Source organism: Exiguobacterium antarcticum DSM 14480, from assembly GCF_000685865.1.
GTDB lineage: Bacteria > Bacillota > Bacilli > Exiguobacteriales > Exiguobacteriaceae > Exiguobacterium_A > Exiguobacterium_A antarcticum.
On sequence record NZ_JMKS01000007.1, the window covers coordinates 1 to 14145 of the forward strand.

24 protein-coding genes and 6 pseudogenes are annotated in these 14145 nt (G+C 50.1%); 20 read left to right on the forward strand and 10 right to left on the reverse strand.

The genetic code is table 11. The annotated features are described in order from the left end of the window. Positions 1 to 2 precede the first annotated feature (2 nt). From dnaB to P404_RS18925, 20 genes and pseudogenes are all read left to right on the forward strand, one after another. Positions 3 to 1385 (forward strand): annotated as a pseudogene (dnaB, locus tag P404_RS17890) (replicative DNA helicase). Positions 1386 to 1553: 168 nt separating this feature from the next. Next, positions 1554 to 2819 (forward strand): annotated as a pseudogene (locus tag P404_RS17895) (adenylosuccinate synthase); the annotation flags it as partial. A gap of 282 nt (positions 2820 to 3101) precedes the next feature. Continuing rightward, positions 3102 to 3816 (forward strand): annotated as a pseudogene (gene yycF, locus P404_RS17900) (response regulator YycF). A 37-nt stretch (positions 3817 to 3853) separates the two neighbouring features. Next, complete coding sequence (locus tag P404_RS19165; protein ID WP_026831469.1) at positions 3854 to 4213, forward strand: hypothetical protein; 360 nt, start codon at positions 3854 to 3856, stop codon at positions 4211 to 4213. Between the two features lie 121 nt (positions 4214 to 4334). Further along, entirely contained in the window at positions 4335 to 4553 is a 219-nt protein-coding gene (locus P404_RS19170; protein WP_026831470.1) for a HAMP domain-containing protein, read from the forward strand. 34 nt (positions 4554 to 4587) lie between these two features. Beyond that, positions 4588 to 5097 (forward strand): histidine kinase dimerization/phospho-acceptor domain-containing protein, encoded by a 510-nt coding sequence (locus tag P404_RS19175; RefSeq protein ID WP_026831471.1) that lies wholly within the window; start codon positions 4588 to 4590, stop codon positions 5095 to 5097. A gap of 189 nt (positions 5098 to 5286) precedes the next feature. Then, positions 5287 to 5445, forward strand: coding sequence for an ATP-binding protein (locus P404_RS19180; RefSeq protein WP_420864606.1), 159 nt, complete (start codon positions 5287 to 5289; stop codon positions 5443 to 5445). Between the two features lie 83 nt (positions 5446 to 5528). Continuing rightward, a complete protein-coding gene (locus P404_RS19185; RefSeq protein ID WP_420864607.1) occupies positions 5529 to 5648 on the forward strand; it encodes an ATP-binding protein in 120 nt (39 codons plus the stop codon). Between the two features lie 162 nt (positions 5649 to 5810). Then, on the forward strand, positions 5811 to 5969 hold the full coding sequence (locus P404_RS18890; RefSeq protein ID WP_236624456.1) for a hypothetical protein: 159 nt from the start codon (positions 5811 to 5813) through the stop codon (positions 5967 to 5969). Further along, on the forward strand, positions 5941 to 6411 hold the full coding sequence (locus P404_RS18895; RefSeq protein WP_236624457.1) for a hypothetical protein: 471 nt from the start codon (positions 5941 to 5943) through the stop codon (positions 6409 to 6411). Before P404_RS18890 ends, P404_RS18895 begins: the two co-directional genes overlap by 29 nt. Next, a complete protein-coding gene (gene yycH, locus P404_RS18900; RefSeq protein ID WP_236624458.1) occupies positions 6408 to 6992 on the forward strand; it encodes a two-component system activity regulator YycH in 585 nt (194 codons plus the stop codon). Before P404_RS18895 ends, yycH begins: the two co-directional genes overlap by 4 nt. Positions 6993 to 6998: 6 nt before the next feature. Continuing rightward, on the forward strand, positions 6999 to 7295 hold the full coding sequence (locus tag P404_RS18905; protein ID WP_026831472.1) for a two-component system regulatory protein YycI: 297 nt from the start codon (positions 6999 to 7001) through the stop codon (positions 7293 to 7295). Further along, on the forward strand, positions 7292 to 7411 hold the full coding sequence (locus P404_RS18910; protein WP_236624459.1) for a two-component system regulatory protein YycI: 120 nt from the start codon (positions 7292 to 7294) through the stop codon (positions 7409 to 7411). The genes P404_RS18905 and P404_RS18910 overlap by 4 nt, the downstream gene beginning before the upstream one ends. After that, positions 7395 to 7562, forward strand: a complete 168-nt coding sequence (locus P404_RS18915) for a hypothetical protein (protein ID WP_236624460.1) — start codon at positions 7395 to 7397, stop codon at positions 7560 to 7562. The genes P404_RS18910 and P404_RS18915 overlap by 17 nt, the downstream gene beginning before the upstream one ends. Beyond that, positions 7535 to 7816 carry a two-component system regulatory protein YycI gene (yycI, locus tag P404_RS18920; RefSeq protein WP_236624468.1) on the forward strand — a complete coding sequence of 94 codons (282 nt, stop codon included), beginning with the start codon at positions 7535 to 7537 and terminating at the stop codon, positions 7814 to 7816. The genes P404_RS18915 and yycI (P404_RS18920) overlap by 28 nt, the downstream gene beginning before the upstream one ends. Positions 7817 to 7845: 29 nt before the next feature. After that, a pseudogene (locus P404_RS17920) lies at positions 7846 to 8637 on the forward strand (MBL fold metallo-hydrolase). Positions 8638 to 8797: 160 nt separating this feature from the next. Beyond that, positions 8798 to 8998, forward strand: coding sequence for a hypothetical protein (locus tag P404_RS18460; protein WP_236624461.1), 201 nt, complete (start codon positions 8798 to 8800; stop codon positions 8996 to 8998). A gap of 207 nt (positions 8999 to 9205) precedes the next feature. Further along, complete coding sequence (locus P404_RS18465; RefSeq protein WP_236624462.1) at positions 9206 to 9709, forward strand: S1C family serine protease; 504 nt, start codon at positions 9206 to 9208, stop codon at positions 9707 to 9709. A 119-nt stretch (positions 9710 to 9828) separates the two neighbouring features. Then, entirely contained in the window at positions 9829 to 9924 is a 96-nt protein-coding gene (locus P404_RS18545) for a PDZ domain-containing protein (RefSeq protein ID WP_160166527.1), read from the forward strand. A 201-nt stretch (positions 9925 to 10125) separates the two neighbouring features. After that, the gene (locus tag P404_RS18925; protein ID WP_236624463.1) at positions 10126 to 10269 is read left to right on the forward strand and encodes a hypothetical protein; all 144 of its coding nucleotides are present in this window, start codon (positions 10126 to 10128) and stop codon (positions 10267 to 10269) included. A 350-nt stretch (positions 10270 to 10619) separates the two neighbouring features. Here the strand turns inward: P404_RS18925 and P404_RS19030 are convergent, their stop codons facing one another. From P404_RS19030 to P404_RS18960, 10 genes and pseudogenes are all read right to left on the reverse strand, one after another. Further along, complete coding sequence (locus P404_RS19030; RefSeq protein ID WP_269077506.1) at positions 10620 to 10940, reverse strand: S1C family serine protease; 321 nt, start codon at positions 10938 to 10940, stop codon at positions 10620 to 10622. Then, the gene (locus P404_RS19035) at positions 10930 to 11391 is read right to left on the reverse strand and encodes a S1C family serine protease (RefSeq protein ID WP_269077507.1); all 462 of its coding nucleotides are present in this window, start codon (positions 11389 to 11391) and stop codon (positions 10930 to 10932) included. Before P404_RS19035 ends, P404_RS19030 begins: the two co-directional genes overlap by 11 nt. Next, positions 11348 to 11485, reverse strand: a complete 138-nt coding sequence (locus tag P404_RS18935) for a hypothetical protein (RefSeq protein ID WP_236624464.1) — start codon at positions 11483 to 11485, stop codon at positions 11348 to 11350. Before P404_RS18935 ends, P404_RS19035 begins: the two co-directional genes overlap by 44 nt. Beyond that, positions 11482 to 11667: a hypothetical protein gene (locus P404_RS18940; RefSeq protein WP_026831474.1), complete on the reverse strand. Its 186-nt coding sequence runs from the start codon at positions 11665 to 11667 to the stop codon at positions 11482 to 11484. The genes P404_RS18935 and P404_RS18940 overlap by 4 nt, the downstream gene beginning before the upstream one ends. A 112-nt stretch (positions 11668 to 11779) precedes the next feature. Then, a pseudogene (locus P404_RS17935) lies at positions 11780 to 12562 on the reverse strand (MBL fold metallo-hydrolase). A gap of 10 nt (positions 12563 to 12572) precedes the next feature. Then, on the reverse strand, positions 12573 to 12920 hold the full coding sequence (gene yycI, locus P404_RS18945) for a two-component system regulatory protein YycI (protein WP_269077508.1): 348 nt from the start codon (positions 12918 to 12920) through the stop codon (positions 12573 to 12575). Then, positions 12917 to 13126, reverse strand: a complete 210-nt coding sequence (gene yycI / locus P404_RS19040; RefSeq protein WP_269077509.1) for a two-component system regulatory protein YycI — start codon at positions 13124 to 13126, stop codon at positions 12917 to 12919. The genes yycI (P404_RS18945) and yycI (P404_RS19040) overlap by 4 nt, the downstream gene beginning before the upstream one ends. Then, positions 13127 to 13345: a hypothetical protein gene (locus tag P404_RS18950; RefSeq protein ID WP_236624465.1), complete on the reverse strand. Its 219-nt coding sequence runs from the start codon at positions 13343 to 13345 to the stop codon at positions 13127 to 13129. It lies immediately after the preceding gene. A 31-nt stretch (positions 13346 to 13376) separates the two neighbouring features. Further along, complete coding sequence (locus P404_RS18955) at positions 13377 to 13727, reverse strand: hypothetical protein (protein WP_236624466.1); 351 nt, start codon at positions 13725 to 13727, stop codon at positions 13377 to 13379. Positions 13728 to 13794: 67 nt separating this feature from the next. Continuing rightward, a pseudogene (locus P404_RS18960) lies at positions 13795 to 14145 on the reverse strand (two-component system activity regulator YycH); the annotation flags it as partial.

A 14145-nucleotide genomic window follows, 5' to 3' on the forward strand; every position in this document is an offset into this window, starting at 1 on the left:
TAATGCAAAATACGCCACCCCAAAGCATTGAGGCGGAACAAGCCGTCCTTGGGGCGATCATGATCGATGCGGATCGACTGATCAGTGCGTCCGAACGATTATTACCACAAGATTTTTATCGTGCGGCCCACCAACGGATTTTTGAAACGATGCTGGTGTTATCTGACCGTGGCGAAGCGATTGACTTAGTAACGGTCACGGCGGAGCTGAGTACGCTTGGCATCTTGGAGGAAGTCGGTGGACTCCCGTACCTCGGTGAGCTTGCGGAAGGTGTTCCGACCGCGGCGAACATCAACTATTACGTCAATGTCGTCGATCAAAAATCGACACTCCGCCGCCTGATCCGGACAGCCAATGAAATCGTCACGGATGGATATGAACGACAAAATGAGGTCGACGTTTTGCTCAACGAAGCAGAACGGAAGATTCTCGAAGTGTCACAAGGAAAAGGGAGCGCCAGTTTCATTCCGATTTCTGACGTCTTGACGAGTGCCTATGCAACGATCGATAAATTGCATAAGCAAAGTGGCGAAACGACCGGGATTCCGACCGGGTTCCGTGATCTTGATAAGGTGACGGCCGGATTCCAACGAAATGATTTGATCATCGTCGCGGCCCGTCCATCCGTCGGTAAAACAGCGTTTGCCTTGAACATCTCCCAAAACGTCGCGACCCGTGCCGACGAAAATGTGGCCATCTTTAGTCTCGAGATGGGTGCAGAACAGCTCGTCATGCGGATGTTGTGTGCGGAAGGGAATGTCGACGCGCAGCGCCTCCGGACCGGACAACTCGAAGATGAGGACTGGGGTAAGTTATCGCTTGCGATGAGCAGTTTGTCGCAAGCCGGAATCTATATCGACGATACACCAGGAATTCGTGTCAATGACATTCGGGCGAAATGCCGTCGTCTGAAGCAGGAACATGGTCTTGGTATGATCATGATCGATTATTTGCAATTGATTCAAGGGAATGGTCGTTCAAGCGATAATCGCCAACAGGAAGTCTCAGAGATTTCCCGTTCCCTTGAATCGCTTGCCCGTGAACTTGAAGTCCGTCATCGCGTTATCGCAGCTGTCACGGGGTGTTGAGAGTCGGCAGGATAAACGACCGATGATGATCCGATATCCGGGAATCCGGAGCGATCGAGCAGGATGCGGATATCGTCGCCTTCTTGTACCGCGATGATGTACTACAACAAAGAAACGAAGATGAGAATACGATCGAGATCATCATCGCAAACAGCGGAATGGTCCGACTGGTACCGTCAACTCGCTTTCCGGAAAGAATTCAATAAGTTCGTCGATCTTGAACCAATAATTCCTATGCACCACCCGCTTGAACAGGTTCAAAACTCCTCTGTCGATTCGGCAGAGGAGTTTTGTTGAATCGTTATGTTTGAATATCTTGAAGAAAGGAAAAAAGTGAATTAAAACAGCGAATTAACGAACGAAAAAGAATTGTAACAATTAATTGTTCGTATTTGGTTGACTTCTGTTTTTTTCCGCGTTACACTTAGTCGTGGTTTTGAATCGTACGTGGAGGTGGATGAGAATATGTCATCAGTAGTAGTAGTCGGAACACAGTGGGGCGACGAAGGAAAAGGAAAGATCACCGATTTTCTTTCGAAAAAAGCCGATGTCGTTGCACGTTATCAAGGTGGAGACAACGCAGGACATACGATCGTATTTAATAATGAGACGTATAAGTTACACCTGATTCCTTCAGGGATCTTTTACTCAGACAAGAAATGTGTCATCGGGAACGGTTTGGTCGTCAACCCGAAATCGCTCGTCAAGGAATTGAAGTATCTGCACGATCGTGGTGTTTCAACAGATAACTTACTCATTTCAAACCGGGCACATGTCATCTTGCCATATCACCAACTGCAGGATCAGCTCGAAGAAGAAGCAAAAGGCGATGCGAAAGTCGGAACGACGCTGAAAGGAATCGGACCGTGCTACATGGATAAAGCGGCACGGATCGGAATTCGGATGGCGGATTTACTCGACAAAGAAACATTCGCAGAAAAATTACAGATTGTTCTCGAACAAAAAAATCGGATGTTCACGAAGATGTACGACGCTGAACCGATTGCGTTCGATGATATTTTCGAAGAATATTATGCATACGGTCAAGAGTTCGCGAAATATGTCTGTGACACATCGGTCGTCGTCAACGACAGCCTCGATAAAGGCGAAAAGGTATTATTCGAAGGCGCACAAGGTGTCCTGCTCGACCTTGACCACGGGACGTATCCATTCGTCACGTCATCGAATGCATCAGCGGGCGGTGTCGCATCAGGTGTCGGCGTCGGACCAGCTCGGATTGATCACGTCGTTGGTGTCTGTAAGGCCTACACGTCACGTGTCGGCGATGGTCCTTTCCCAACGGAACTGTTTGACGAAATTGGTCACCACATTCGTGAAGTCGGCCGTGAATACGGTACGACGACAGGTCGTCCACGTCGTGTCGGTTGGTTTGACTCGGTCGTCGTCCGCATTCACGCCGGACAAGTGGTTTGACGGATCTTGCATTGAACTCAATCGATGTCCTGACAGGGATTGAAACGCTTAAAATCTGTACGTCATACGAGTTTAAAGGGCAAACAGATTGACGAGTACCCAGCAAGCTTCCGCGATCTTGAAGCATGTGTCCCGGTCTATGAAGAGTTACCAGGCTGGAAAGAAGATATCACGCACATTCGGAAGTTTGAAGATCTTCACTCAATGCCCAAAATTATGTAAAACGAATTGCTGATTTGACGGACATTTCACTCGTCACGTTTCTCAGTCGGACCAGGACGAGAACAGACGGTTGTCCCTGCGTGATCTGTACGAAGAAAGCATAATTTTTTTCAGAGGAGCGGATCCAGATATTCAAATCTGGATCGGCTTCTTTTTTGATGAGGAATCAAGCGAAAACATTCACAACATGAATCACAAAAGAGCGTATACTAAAAGTAATGTTTCACGTGGAACGGATGGACGTGAACGGGTCATGTAGTCAGCAGAGTGGCGTCGGGAGTTTCCGTCGCCACCTTTCTATATGCCTCAAAAACAGGTAAAATAGATTGAATAGAATTTTTTAAGGGGGAACACCCAGTGACGGAACGTAAAATCCTCGTCGTCGACGACGAGCAGCCGATTGCCGATATATTAAAATTTAAATTAGAAAAAAGAAGGTTATAGTGTTGCAGTAGCCAAATGATGTGTCGAAGCACTAGAAGAAAGTCGAGGAGTTCAAACCCGACCTGATCTTACTCGATATCATGTTGCCATTGATGGACGGAATGGAAGCTGCCGCGAAGTCCGGAAGACATCAAAAGTCCCAATCATCATGTTGACGGCAAAGGATTCTGAAATCGATACGGTTTTTAGGACTTGAGCTTGGCGCAAACGATTATGTGACGAAAGCCATTCAGCTCACGTGAACTATTAGCGCGAGTCAAAGCACATCTACGAAATGTCAACGCAGTAGAGGCAACTCCTACGAACGCCGGTCCTGGTCCGTTAAAAGTGGGAGAACTGTATATCGATACAAATTCTCATACCGTGACACGGAAAGATCAAAAAATCGAACTCACCCAACGTGAATTCGAGTTGTTGCATTATTTAGCGAAAAACATCGGACAAGTCATGACGCGTGAGCACTTGTTACAGACGGTCTGGGGGTTACGACTACTTTGGAGATGTCCGGACGGTCGATGTGACGGTGCGCCGTCTGCGTGAAAAAGTCGAGGATAACCCAAGTACACCGATCTATATCATGACCCGCCGTGGTGTCGGCTACTATCTCCAAGACGGGGAGAATGAATAACGATGTTAAAAGGAACGAACTTTTTTAAATCGATCCAGTGGAGCTTGTCGTCATTTATGCGTTGTTGATTTTAGTCGCGATGCAAGTCATTGGTGTTTACTTCGTTCGTTCTCTTGAAAAGCAGTACATTACGAACTTCTCAAAATCTGTCGAAGACCGGGCCGGACTTGTTGCGTACAACGTCGGGAAGGAATTTGATAAGACAGGCGATGATGAAGCCTCAAAACGGCAGTTGTCTGAATCTCTTGGACAACTGCTGTCTGAGTTTAGTAGTGGCTCCACTTCAAGAAACGATATTCTCGAGGTCCAGATCATCGATCAGGACTCCGATCATTCCAAGCGACATCTGATGAAGACAATCAGTCGGCGTCGGACAACGGGCCGACGAATTCACTGATCAAAAAAGCCCAAGCGACCAGTTCCTCACGTGTCGATACGGTGCTTGATCCGGGACGGAAGATAAGATTCGGATCTTTGCAGTACCTGTCACATCGGAACGGACCGGTGCGACGACAGGGATGATTTATGTCGGCTTCGATGGAGTCGATTTATGCTCAGATGCAACAAGTCCCACACGGATCTTAGCGACGGGGACAGTGATCGCACTTGTCATCACCTCGATCCTCGGTGTCCTGTTATCGCGGACGATCACTCGTCCGATTTCCGATATGCGGCGTCAGGCCATCCGAAATGCGGCGCGGAATTTCTCGCGTAAGGTCAAAGTCTATTCGGATTGATGAGATTGGACAGCTCGCGCGGTCCTTTAATGAATTGACGGATGAGTTGCTCGAAGCCAATGCGACGACGGAAGCCGAGCGGCGGAAGTTGACGAGTGTCCTCGAAAACATGACGGACGGTGTGATCGCGACCGACCGGACGTTACGGGTCATCTTGATGAACGATCAGGCGAAAGATATCGTCGAGTGGATGACGCGGGAATCGTCGGGACGAAATCTGAAGATTTTGCTTGCGCTAGAGACGACTTCCATGATTCCGGAAGACGGAACGATGCCCCCTCGTTTACTTGATTTCAGTAGCGAAGACGAACTGTTTCTCGTCCGGGCCTTTTTCTCTCCGGTCAAAAAACACAGTGGACCGATTACCGGGATGATCATCGTCCTGCATGATGTCACGGAACAAGAACAAGTCGAACAGGATCGCCGGGAATTCGTGGCGAACGTCAGTCATGAACTCCGGACACCGCTGACGACGATGCGCAGTTACCTCGAAGCGTTAGCAGAAGGGCCTATCAAGATGAGGAACTGGCCCCACGTTTCCTGAGACGACCCAAAACGAGACAAAGAACGGATGATTCGTCTTGTCACCGACTTGCTCCAACTGTCGAAAATGGACAGTAAGGAATACAAGATGAACAAAGTCCGCTTTGACTACATTCAAATTCTTAAATGAGATTCTTCGACCGGCATGATATGACCGAAACCGGAACGGATTCGTTTCCGCCGGAAGATCATGAAACGGAGAGTCTACATTCGAGGCGATCAAGATAAATTGATTCAGGTCGCGGATAATATCTTGACGAATGCAATCAAGTATTCACCGGAAGGCGGAACGATTACCGTCCGGACGATGTTGCGGGCCGAAACGAATCGTCATCAGCATCAAGGATGAAGGGGTCGGGATTCCAAAAGCCAACCTACAAAAGATTTTCGAACGTTTTTACCGGGTCGATAAAGCCCGGGCACGAAAGATTGGTGGAACCGGGACTGGGTCTTTTCGATCGCCAAAGACGTCGTCTCGCGCACGGTGGCGACATCTGGGCAGAAAGCGAGTGGGGACGCGGTACGACGATTTACTTTACGTTACCCGTATGAGGTGATCGAAGAGGTGGATATCGGATGACGAAACAGCGACTGAAAACCGTCCTCTTGATTTTGCTTGTCAGTGGCTCGATAGTTCAAGACAGCCATGCTGTGGACGTATCATCCCGAGCAGTGAATCGATCGAACAGGAACAGGTGTCGTTTAATGAGATCGATGCCTCGAAGACGGTCGAAGGGAATCAGCTCGTCAATCCGGAGCTCGTCGTCCTACTCGAACGGTGAAACCGCTTATCAGACACAAATCATCGGCGCGACGATCTTGAACCGGATCGGGGCTTCCTTTGATGTTGGGTGTTTTAGTCTTGACGGATAAGGCCTCGAACATCCCGGCGAGCAAACGAAGTGTCGAGATGATTTTCCCGACTCCGATCAGTGCAAAGATGCTGGAGGAATTGCTCGGAGAAGACCAGATTGCGATGTCAGAACCAATCAAACGGTTGTATCTACTGGACTATGAGGGTCCGATTCTGCGGCTCGAGTCAACGACAGGACGGTTCAAGGACTTTAAATTGATTGGTGACGAGACGGTCTTAAAACGACTGTTTGCCTACGATAAGAAAAAAACGATGACGAAAGTCGAGCTGAAAGGTGGCGACTATACGTATGTCCCAAGTACGACACCTAAGCTCGAAGAAGTATTCGTCTACGATGATATCGCGCAGGATCCGAAACCACTCAGTCGGATCGAAAGTGCCTTCTTTACGGAAAATTCGAACGTCCAACAAATCAAGAGTCGGATGACCTCGACGTCTTGACGGACGGAGTCAGCGTCTCGACGTACGACCGGGATTACAACGCGTTTCGATTCAATACGTTATCACCGAATACCCAGACGTCTTCCGTCGATTACAGTACGATCGTCAGTTACATCAATATTCACGGCGGCTGGCTTGATCAGTTGACGCAACGTAGCGGTTTCCGCTATTACTTCGATCAGATGTCGAAAACGGATGAAGAACAGGCAGCGACGTTCCGTCTGTATCTGAATCGGTATCCGGTGTTTGGCGAAGCCGGACCGTTGCTTGAGCAACCGGATTTTGATTTAGCGACAATCAAGGTGACGTTCGAGGAAAATCAAATCCGTTCGCTCAGTCGGAGCATGCTCCGGGCAGACCGGAAGCTGTTGCTTCGGGAATCCAGTTTGCCATCCGTCGAACAAGTCCAACAACAACTGCAGGCAGCAGATGTGCTGGATGAGATATCGGGCATTCGGATGGGATACAAGATGACCTACAAGATTTCAACAAGCCGCTACGCCTTGTTTGAACCGGCTTGGTTCATCAAACGGAACGGGAAATGGACCACGGTCAATCAAGCTATCGGAAAAGAGGGATAAGGTTTCATGGATTGGAGTAAAGCAAAAACATTACTGATTCTGACTTTTCTGATCCTGAACGTCTATCTTGCCGTTCAATTGATGGATCGAATGGTCGATCCCCGAGTTGTCACGACCAATGCGGATGGGAAAACCGTATTGAAGGAACGAAAAATTGATGAGAAAAAACTACAATCCGTCTCAAAAGAGATTGGATATTTGACGGCAGAAGTCGATGCCAGTTCGCTCGCCCCAAAAGCGGTTCTTCGATTGAAGATGCGATTATATCGGTCAAAAACCAAATTGAATGGTCGGTCCGTTTGACGAAATCGTATCCGCTCGAAGCCAAAGCGATGCGTGATTCCGCGACATCATTTGTCCGGTCTTCCGTCGCATATGGTACGGATTATACGTTTTGGAAGTATGACAGCAAAACATAATGAGATGACGTTTGTCCAGACGTATAAAGAACAACCGCTCTATTCGACGCCACAACAATCGCGTGAAGACGATGCGATGATTGGTCCGTCGTTGCTCGTCCTTCAGTTAAACGAACAAAGGAAATCGTCAGCTATAAACAACGTCACTTAAACAAGGTCGTCCGTCAGGCACAAGATGTCACGTTGTTGTCGGCCAGTGAATCCATCATTCAACTGTCAGAGCAGGGATTGTTCCGAGCCTCAAAACGAATGACGAGCCAGCAGCTTGGCTACTTTTGTCTCGTGACAGAAGGAACGACGTCGGTCCAGATTTTACCGCCGACGTGGCAGATTGAACTGAATGGAGAAGAACTGTATTTCGTCAATGCGATCGACGGCGGAGTTCAGACCATCCGAACGGCTTGATACCGTTTCAGAGAAATGAGGAATGCACGATGAGCCTACACTATAGCGTCCTTGCCAGTGGCTCGACGGGGAATGCCCTCTACATCGAAAGTGAACAGACGCGCCTGCTCGTCGATGCCGGATTGACTGGTAAAGCGATGATCGCCCTGTTTGATCAGATTCACCGGTCGCCGGAAAAAATCGACGGGTTGTTCGTCACCCATGAACACTCGGACCATATCAAAGGCGTCGGGATTTTTAGCACGTAAATATAAGATTCCGCTGTATGCGAACGAAAAGACATGGGCAGCGATGGAGACGAAGATCGGGAAGATTGATCCCGCCCTCAAGTTCCTCTGGGAAGTCGGCGAAGTGAAACAGTTTGGTGACATCGAAGTCGAATCGTTTAACGTCAGTCATGATGCGGCCGATCCGATGTTCTTCCAGTTTGCCCACGACGGGAAACGCCTCGCCCACATCACAGATACCGGCTACGTGTCGGACCGGATGAAAGGGGTCATCCGCGGTGCTGATGCCTATATCTTCGAAGCGAACCACGATATCGGGATGCTCCAGATGGGACATTACCCGTGGAGCGTCAAACGGCGGATCCTCGGTGACTACGGTCACGTCTCGAATGAGGATGCGGCGATCGCGATGAGCGAAGTTTTGGATGATCGGACAAAACGGATCCACATGGCCCACTTGAGCAAGGACAACAACATGAAGGAGCTGGCCCGCATGAGTGTCTCGCAGACACTTACGAGCGAGACGTCGATCTCAGCAAGATCCAGTTGCTCGATACGGATCCGGTCATTCCGACGCCGCTCTTGAAGCTCTGATTATGGGAAATTACTGAATATGCTCAAAAGACCCCCACATTTGCTAACTCGTCACGTGATGGGGGTATACTTGTGTAAAGAGAGTTAGAAGGAGGCGTGTGTCCGATGGATCGACCAGAAGAACCACGGAACGAATCGGATCAGCCTTACGCATCGACCGATGAGACAAACGGCTTTCCGCCGCGACGACCAAGTGAAGACGAGCCGGTCAGTCCTTATCGTGAATCATATGAAGAAGAACCACCCGTACCAAAACGCCGGTGGCGGCGGGAAAGCCTTTTTTGTCGGCTTGATCGGCGGTATCATCGGTGCCTTGTTGGATTGCCTTGATCGCCTGGCCGTTCGTTCCGCGACGAGATGACAAGTGCACCGGTCTCGACCGCGATGCCGGAACAAGCGGCGACGAGTGCGACGGAATCGGAAAATGATATCGTCCAGTGCCGTCAGTCAGACGAAGGAAAGCGGTCGTCAGCGTGACGAATTTACAAAAGTTCGTTCCACAGGTGCCGATCAAGAGACCGGTGCCCGGGTCCGGGGTCCATCTATAAAAAAGACGGCAATAAAGCATATGTCGTCACGAACTATCACGTCGTCGAAGGGGCAAGCCGTTTGTCGGTCACGTTATCCGACGGGACAGCGCTTGAAGCAAAAAGTGCTCGGAGAAGATCCGACGTATGATTTAGCAGTCCTCTCGATCGATGCCTCAAAAGTGACGCAAGTCGTCAAACTCGGTGATTCGGATACGTTACGTGCCGGGGAGACGGTCCTTGCAATCGGGAACCCGCTCGGGATTTTTGCGAACTCGGTGACGCGTGGTGTCATCAGTGCCCAGGAACGGACGGTGCCGGTTGATACGAACAAAGACGGTCAGCAGGACTTCAATACGGAAGTCATCCAGACGGATGCGGCAATCAACCCGGGTAACTCAGGCGGAGCACTCATCAATACGTCCGGTCAATTGATCGGGATCAACTCGATGAAGATCGCCGAAGCAAGTGTCGAAGGCGTCGGTTTTGCGATTCCGATCAACGAAGCCTTGCCGATCATGCGTGACCTTGAAACAAAACGGTGAAGTGATTCGTCGCAACTCGGCCATTCAGATTCGGGATGTCCAAGAGTTTCCGAAGCGGTTTTCCGGGAAGATCGTCTGAAGTTACCAAATGACGTCACACGCGGAATCGTCGTCGTCGTTTGACCGGCAACAGCGGAGCGGAAAAAGCAGGAATGAAAGAAAATGATGTCATCGTCGAGATCAACGGCAAGGACATCAACTCGTTGCCGATCTAAAAAGTGTCCTGTACCGGATGCGAAAGTCCGGCGATAACGTCAGGTGACTTCTACCGTGGCGGCGAGAAACAGACACTTGATGTCAAACTGTCGGCGCAAGCGGCGACAGTACAATAACAGATTCAGATCGACTACTCGTATACGTACGGGTAGTTTTTTTGTGCACAGAAAAAGATAGTGGTCTCTGGTTCTCATCGTATCTTGCTGACATGCGCTCCTCAGGGAGAACAGTCGCGGGCTGCTGTCGGCGTCGATGCCCGGGTCTCGTCGCAGCGGCGAGGAAAACGAGACCGCGGGCATCTGACGCCGACAGGGCAAGCAGCGCCGGACTTTGTTCTCGCCTGAGGAAAGCCGCATGTCAGCAAGATACGATGAAGAACCAGAGGACACTATCTTTTCTGTGGCACAAAAAAACTACCCGTCACGTATACGAGTAGTCCCGACTTCTGAATCTGTTATTGTACTGTCGCCGCTGCGCCGACAGTTTGACCATCAAGTGTCTGTTTCTCGCCGCACGGTAGAACGTCACCTTGACGTTATCGCCGACTTTCGCTCCGGTACAGGACACTTTTTAGATCGGCAAACGAGTTGATGTCCTTGCCGTTGATCCGACGATGACATCATTTTCTTTCATTCCTGCTTTTTCCGCTCCGCTGTTGCCGGTCAAACCGACGACGACGATTCCGCGTGTGACGTCATTTGGTAAGCTTCAGACGATCTTCCCGGAAACCGCTCGGAAACTCTTGGACATCCCGAATCTGAATGCCGAGTTGCGGACGAATCACTTCACCGTTTTGTTCAAGGTCACGCATGATCGGCAAGGCTTCGTTGATCGGAATCGCAAAACCGACGCCTTCGACACTTGCTTCGGCGATCTTCATCGAGTTGATCCCGATCAATTGACCGGACGTATTGATGAGTGCTCCGCCTGAGTTACCCGGGTTGATTGCCGCATCCGTCTGGATGACTTCCGTATTGAAGTCCTGCTGACCGTCTTTGTTCGTATCAACCGGCACCGTCCCGTTCCTGGGCACTGATGACACCACGCGTCACCGAGTTCGCAAAAATCCCGAGCGGGTTCCCGATTGCAAGGACCGTCTCCCCGGCACGTAACGTATCCGAATCACCGAGTTTGACGACTTGCGTCACTTTTGAGGCATCGATCGAGAGGACTGCTAAATCATACGTCGGATCTTCTCCGAGCACTTTTGCTTCAAGCGCTGTCCCGTCGGATAACGTGACCGACAAACGGCTTGCCCCTTCGACGACGTGATAGTTCGTGACGACATATGCTTTATTGCCGTCTTTTTTATAGATGACCCCGGACCCGGCACCGGTCTCTTGATCGGCACCTTGGAACGAACTTTGTAAATTCGTCACGCTGACGACCGCTTCCTTCGTCTGACTGACGGCACTGACGATATCATTTTCCGATTCCGTCGCACTCGTCGCCGCTTGTTCCGGCATCGCGGTCGAGACCGGTGCACTTGTCATCTCGTCCGCGGACGAACGGCCAGGCGATCAAGGCAATCAACAAGGCACCGATGATACCGCCGATCAAGCGACAAAAAAGGCTTTCCCGCCGCCACGGCGTTTTGGTACGGGTGGTTCTTCTTCATATGATTCACGATAAGGACTGACCGGCTCGTCTTCACTTGGTCGTCGCGGCGGAAAGCCGTTTGTCTCATCGGTCGATGCGTAAGGCTGATCCGATTCGTTCCGTGGTTCTTCTGGTCGATCCATCGACACACGCCTCCTTCTAACTCTCTTTACACAAGTATACCCCCATCACGTGACGAGTTAGCCAAATGTGGGGTCTTTTGAGCATATTCAGTAATTTCCCATAATCAGAGCTTCAAGAGCGCGTCGGAATGACCGGATCCGTATCGAGCAACTGGATCTTGCTGAGATCGACGTCTCGGCTCGTAAGTGTCTGCGAGACACTCATGCGGGCCAGCTCCTTCATGTTGTTGTCCTTGCTCAAGTGGGCCATGTGGATCCGTTTTGTCCGATCATCCAAAACTTCGCTCATCCGCGATCGCCGCATCCTCATTCGAGACGTGACCGTAGTCACCGAGGATCCGCCGTTTGACGCTCCACGGGTAATGTCCCATCTGGAGCATCCCGATATCGTGGTTCGCTTCGAAGATATAGGCATCAGCACCGCGGATGACCCCTTTCATCCGGTCCGACACGTAGCCGGTATCTGTGATGTGGGCGAGGCGTTTCCCGTCGTGGGCAAACTGGAAGAACATCGGATCGGCCGCATCATGACTGACGTTAAACGATTCGACTTCGATGTCACCAAACTGTTTCACTTCGCCGACTTCCCAGAGGAACTTGAGGGCGGGATCAATCTTCCCGATCTTCGTCTCCATCGCTGCCCATGTCTTTTCGTTCGCATACAGCGGAATCTTATATTTACGTGCTAAAATCCCGACGCCTTTGATATGGTCCGAGTGTTCATGGGTGACGAACAACCCGTCGATTTTTTCCGGCGACCGGTGAATCTGATCAAACAGGGCGATCATCGCTTTACCAGTCAATCCGGCATCGACGAGCAGGCGCGTCTGTTCACTTTCGATGTAGAGGGCATTCCCCGTCGAGCCACTGCAAGGACGCTATAGTGTAGGCTCATCGTGCATTCCTCATTTCTCTGAAACGGTATCAAGCCGTTCGATGGTCTGAACTCCGCCGTCGATCGCATTGACGAAATACAGTTCTTCTCCATTCAGTTCAATCTGCCACGTCGGCGGTAAAATCTGGACCGACGTCGTTCCTTCTGTCACGAGACAAAAGTAGCCAAGCTGCTGGCTCGTCATTCGTTTTGAGGCTCGGAACAATCCCTGCTCTGACAGTTGAATGATGGATTCACTGGCCGACAACAACGTGACATCTTGTGCCTGACGGACGACCTTGTTTAAGTGACGTTGTTTATAGCTGACGATTTCCTTTTGTTCGTTTAACTGAAGGACGAGCAACGACGGACCAATCATCGCATCGTCTTCACGCGATTGTTGTGGCGTCGAATAGAGCGGTGTTCTTTATACGTCTGGACAAACGTCATCTCATTATGTTTGCTGTCATACTTCCAAAACGTATAATCCGTACCATATGCGACGGAAGACCGGACAAATGATGTCGCGGAATCACGCATCGCTTTGGCTTCGAGCGGATACGATTTCGTCAAACGACCGACCATTCAATTTGGTTTTTGACCGATATAATCGCATCCTTCAATCGAAGAACCCGCTTTGGGGGCGAGCGAACTGGCATCGACTTCTGCCGTCAAATATCCAATCTCTTTTGAGACGGATTGTAGTTTTTTCTCATCAATTTTTCGTTCTTCAATACGGTTTTCCCATCCGCATTGGTCGTGACAACTCGGGGATCGACCATTCGATCCATCAATTGAACGCAAGATAGACGTTCAGCGATCAGAAAAGTCAGAATCAGTAATGTTTTTGCTTTACTCCAATCCATGAAACCTTATCCCTCTTTTCCGATAGCTTGATTGACCGTGGTCCATTTCCCGTTCCGTTTGATGAACCAAGCCGGTTCAAACAAGGCGTAGCGGCTGTTGAAATCTTGTAGGTCATCTTGTATCCCATCCGAATGCCCGATATCTCATCCAGCACATCTGCTGCCTGCAGTTGTTGTTGGACTTGTTCGACGGATGGCAAACTGGATTCCGAAGCAACAGCTTCCGGTCTGCCCGGAAGCATGCTCCGACTGAGCGAACGGATTTGATTTTCCTCGAACGTCACCTTGATTGTCGCTAAATCAAAATCCGGTTTGCTCAAGCAACGGTCCGGCTTCGCCAAACACCGGATACCGATTCAGATACAGACGGAACGTCGCTGCTGTTCTTCATCCGTTTTCGACATTCTGATCGAAGTAATAGCGGAAACCGCTACGTTGCGTCAACTGATCAAGCCAGCCGCCGTGAATATTGATGTAACTGACGATCGTACTGTAATCGACGGAAGACGTCTGGGTATTCGGTGATAACGTATTGAATCGAAACGCGTTGTAATCCGGTCGTACGTCGAGACGCTGACTCCGTCCGTCAACGACGTCGAGGTCATCCCGACTCTTGATTTGTTGGACGTTCGAATTTTCCGTAAAGAAGGCACTTTCGATCCGACTGAGTGGTTTCGGATCCTGCGCGATATCATCGTAGACGAATACTTCTTCGAGCTTAGGTGTCGTACTTGGGAC

Excerpts from the sequence above, each read along its gene's own strand:
- P404_RS19035 (WP_269077507.1), bottom strand. The coding sequence starts at position 11,391 with ATGCCGGAACAAGCGGCGACGAGTGCGACGGAATCGGAAAATGATATC.
- P404_RS18890 (WP_236624456.1), top strand. The coding sequence starts at position 5,811 with ATGCCTCGAAGACGGTCGAAGGGAATCAGCTCGTCAATCCGGAGCTCG.
- yycI (WP_269077508.1), bottom strand. The coding sequence starts at position 12,920 with ATGATTGGTCCGTCGTTGCTCGTCCTTCAGTTAAACGAACAAAAGGAA.
- P404_RS18895 (WP_236624457.1), top strand. The coding sequence starts at position 5,941 with ATGTTGGGTGTTTTAGTCTTGACGGATAAGGCCTCGAACATCCCGGCG.
- P404_RS19170 (WP_026831470.1), top strand. The coding sequence starts at position 4,335 with ATGATTTATGTCGGCTTCGATGGAGTCGATTTATGCTCAGATGCAACA.
- P404_RS18915 (WP_236624460.1), top strand. The coding sequence starts at position 7,395 with ATGACAGCAAAACATAATGAGATGACGTTTGTCCAGACGTATAAAGAA.
- P404_RS18940 (WP_026831474.1), bottom strand. The coding sequence starts at position 11,667 with ATGGATCGACCAGAAGAACCACGGAACGAATCGGATCAGCCTTACGCA.
- P404_RS18905 (WP_026831472.1), top strand. The coding sequence starts at position 6,999 with ATGGATTGGAGTAAAGCAAAAACATTACTGATTCTGACTTTTCTGATC.
- P404_RS19180 (WP_420864606.1), top strand. The coding sequence starts at position 5,287 with ATGAAACGGAGAGTCTACATTCGAGGCGATCAAGATAAATTGATTCAG.
- P404_RS18460 (WP_236624461.1), top strand. The coding sequence starts at position 8,798 with ATGAGACAAACGGCTTTCCGCCGCGACGACCAAGTGAAGACGAGCCGG.
- P404_RS18465 (WP_236624462.1), top strand. The coding sequence starts at position 9,206 with ATGTCGTCACGAACTATCACGTCGTCGAAGGGGCAAGCCGTTTGTCGG.
- yycI (WP_269077509.1), bottom strand. The coding sequence starts at position 13,126 with ATGGTCGGTCGTTTGACGAAATCGTATCCGCTCGAAGCCAAAGCGATG.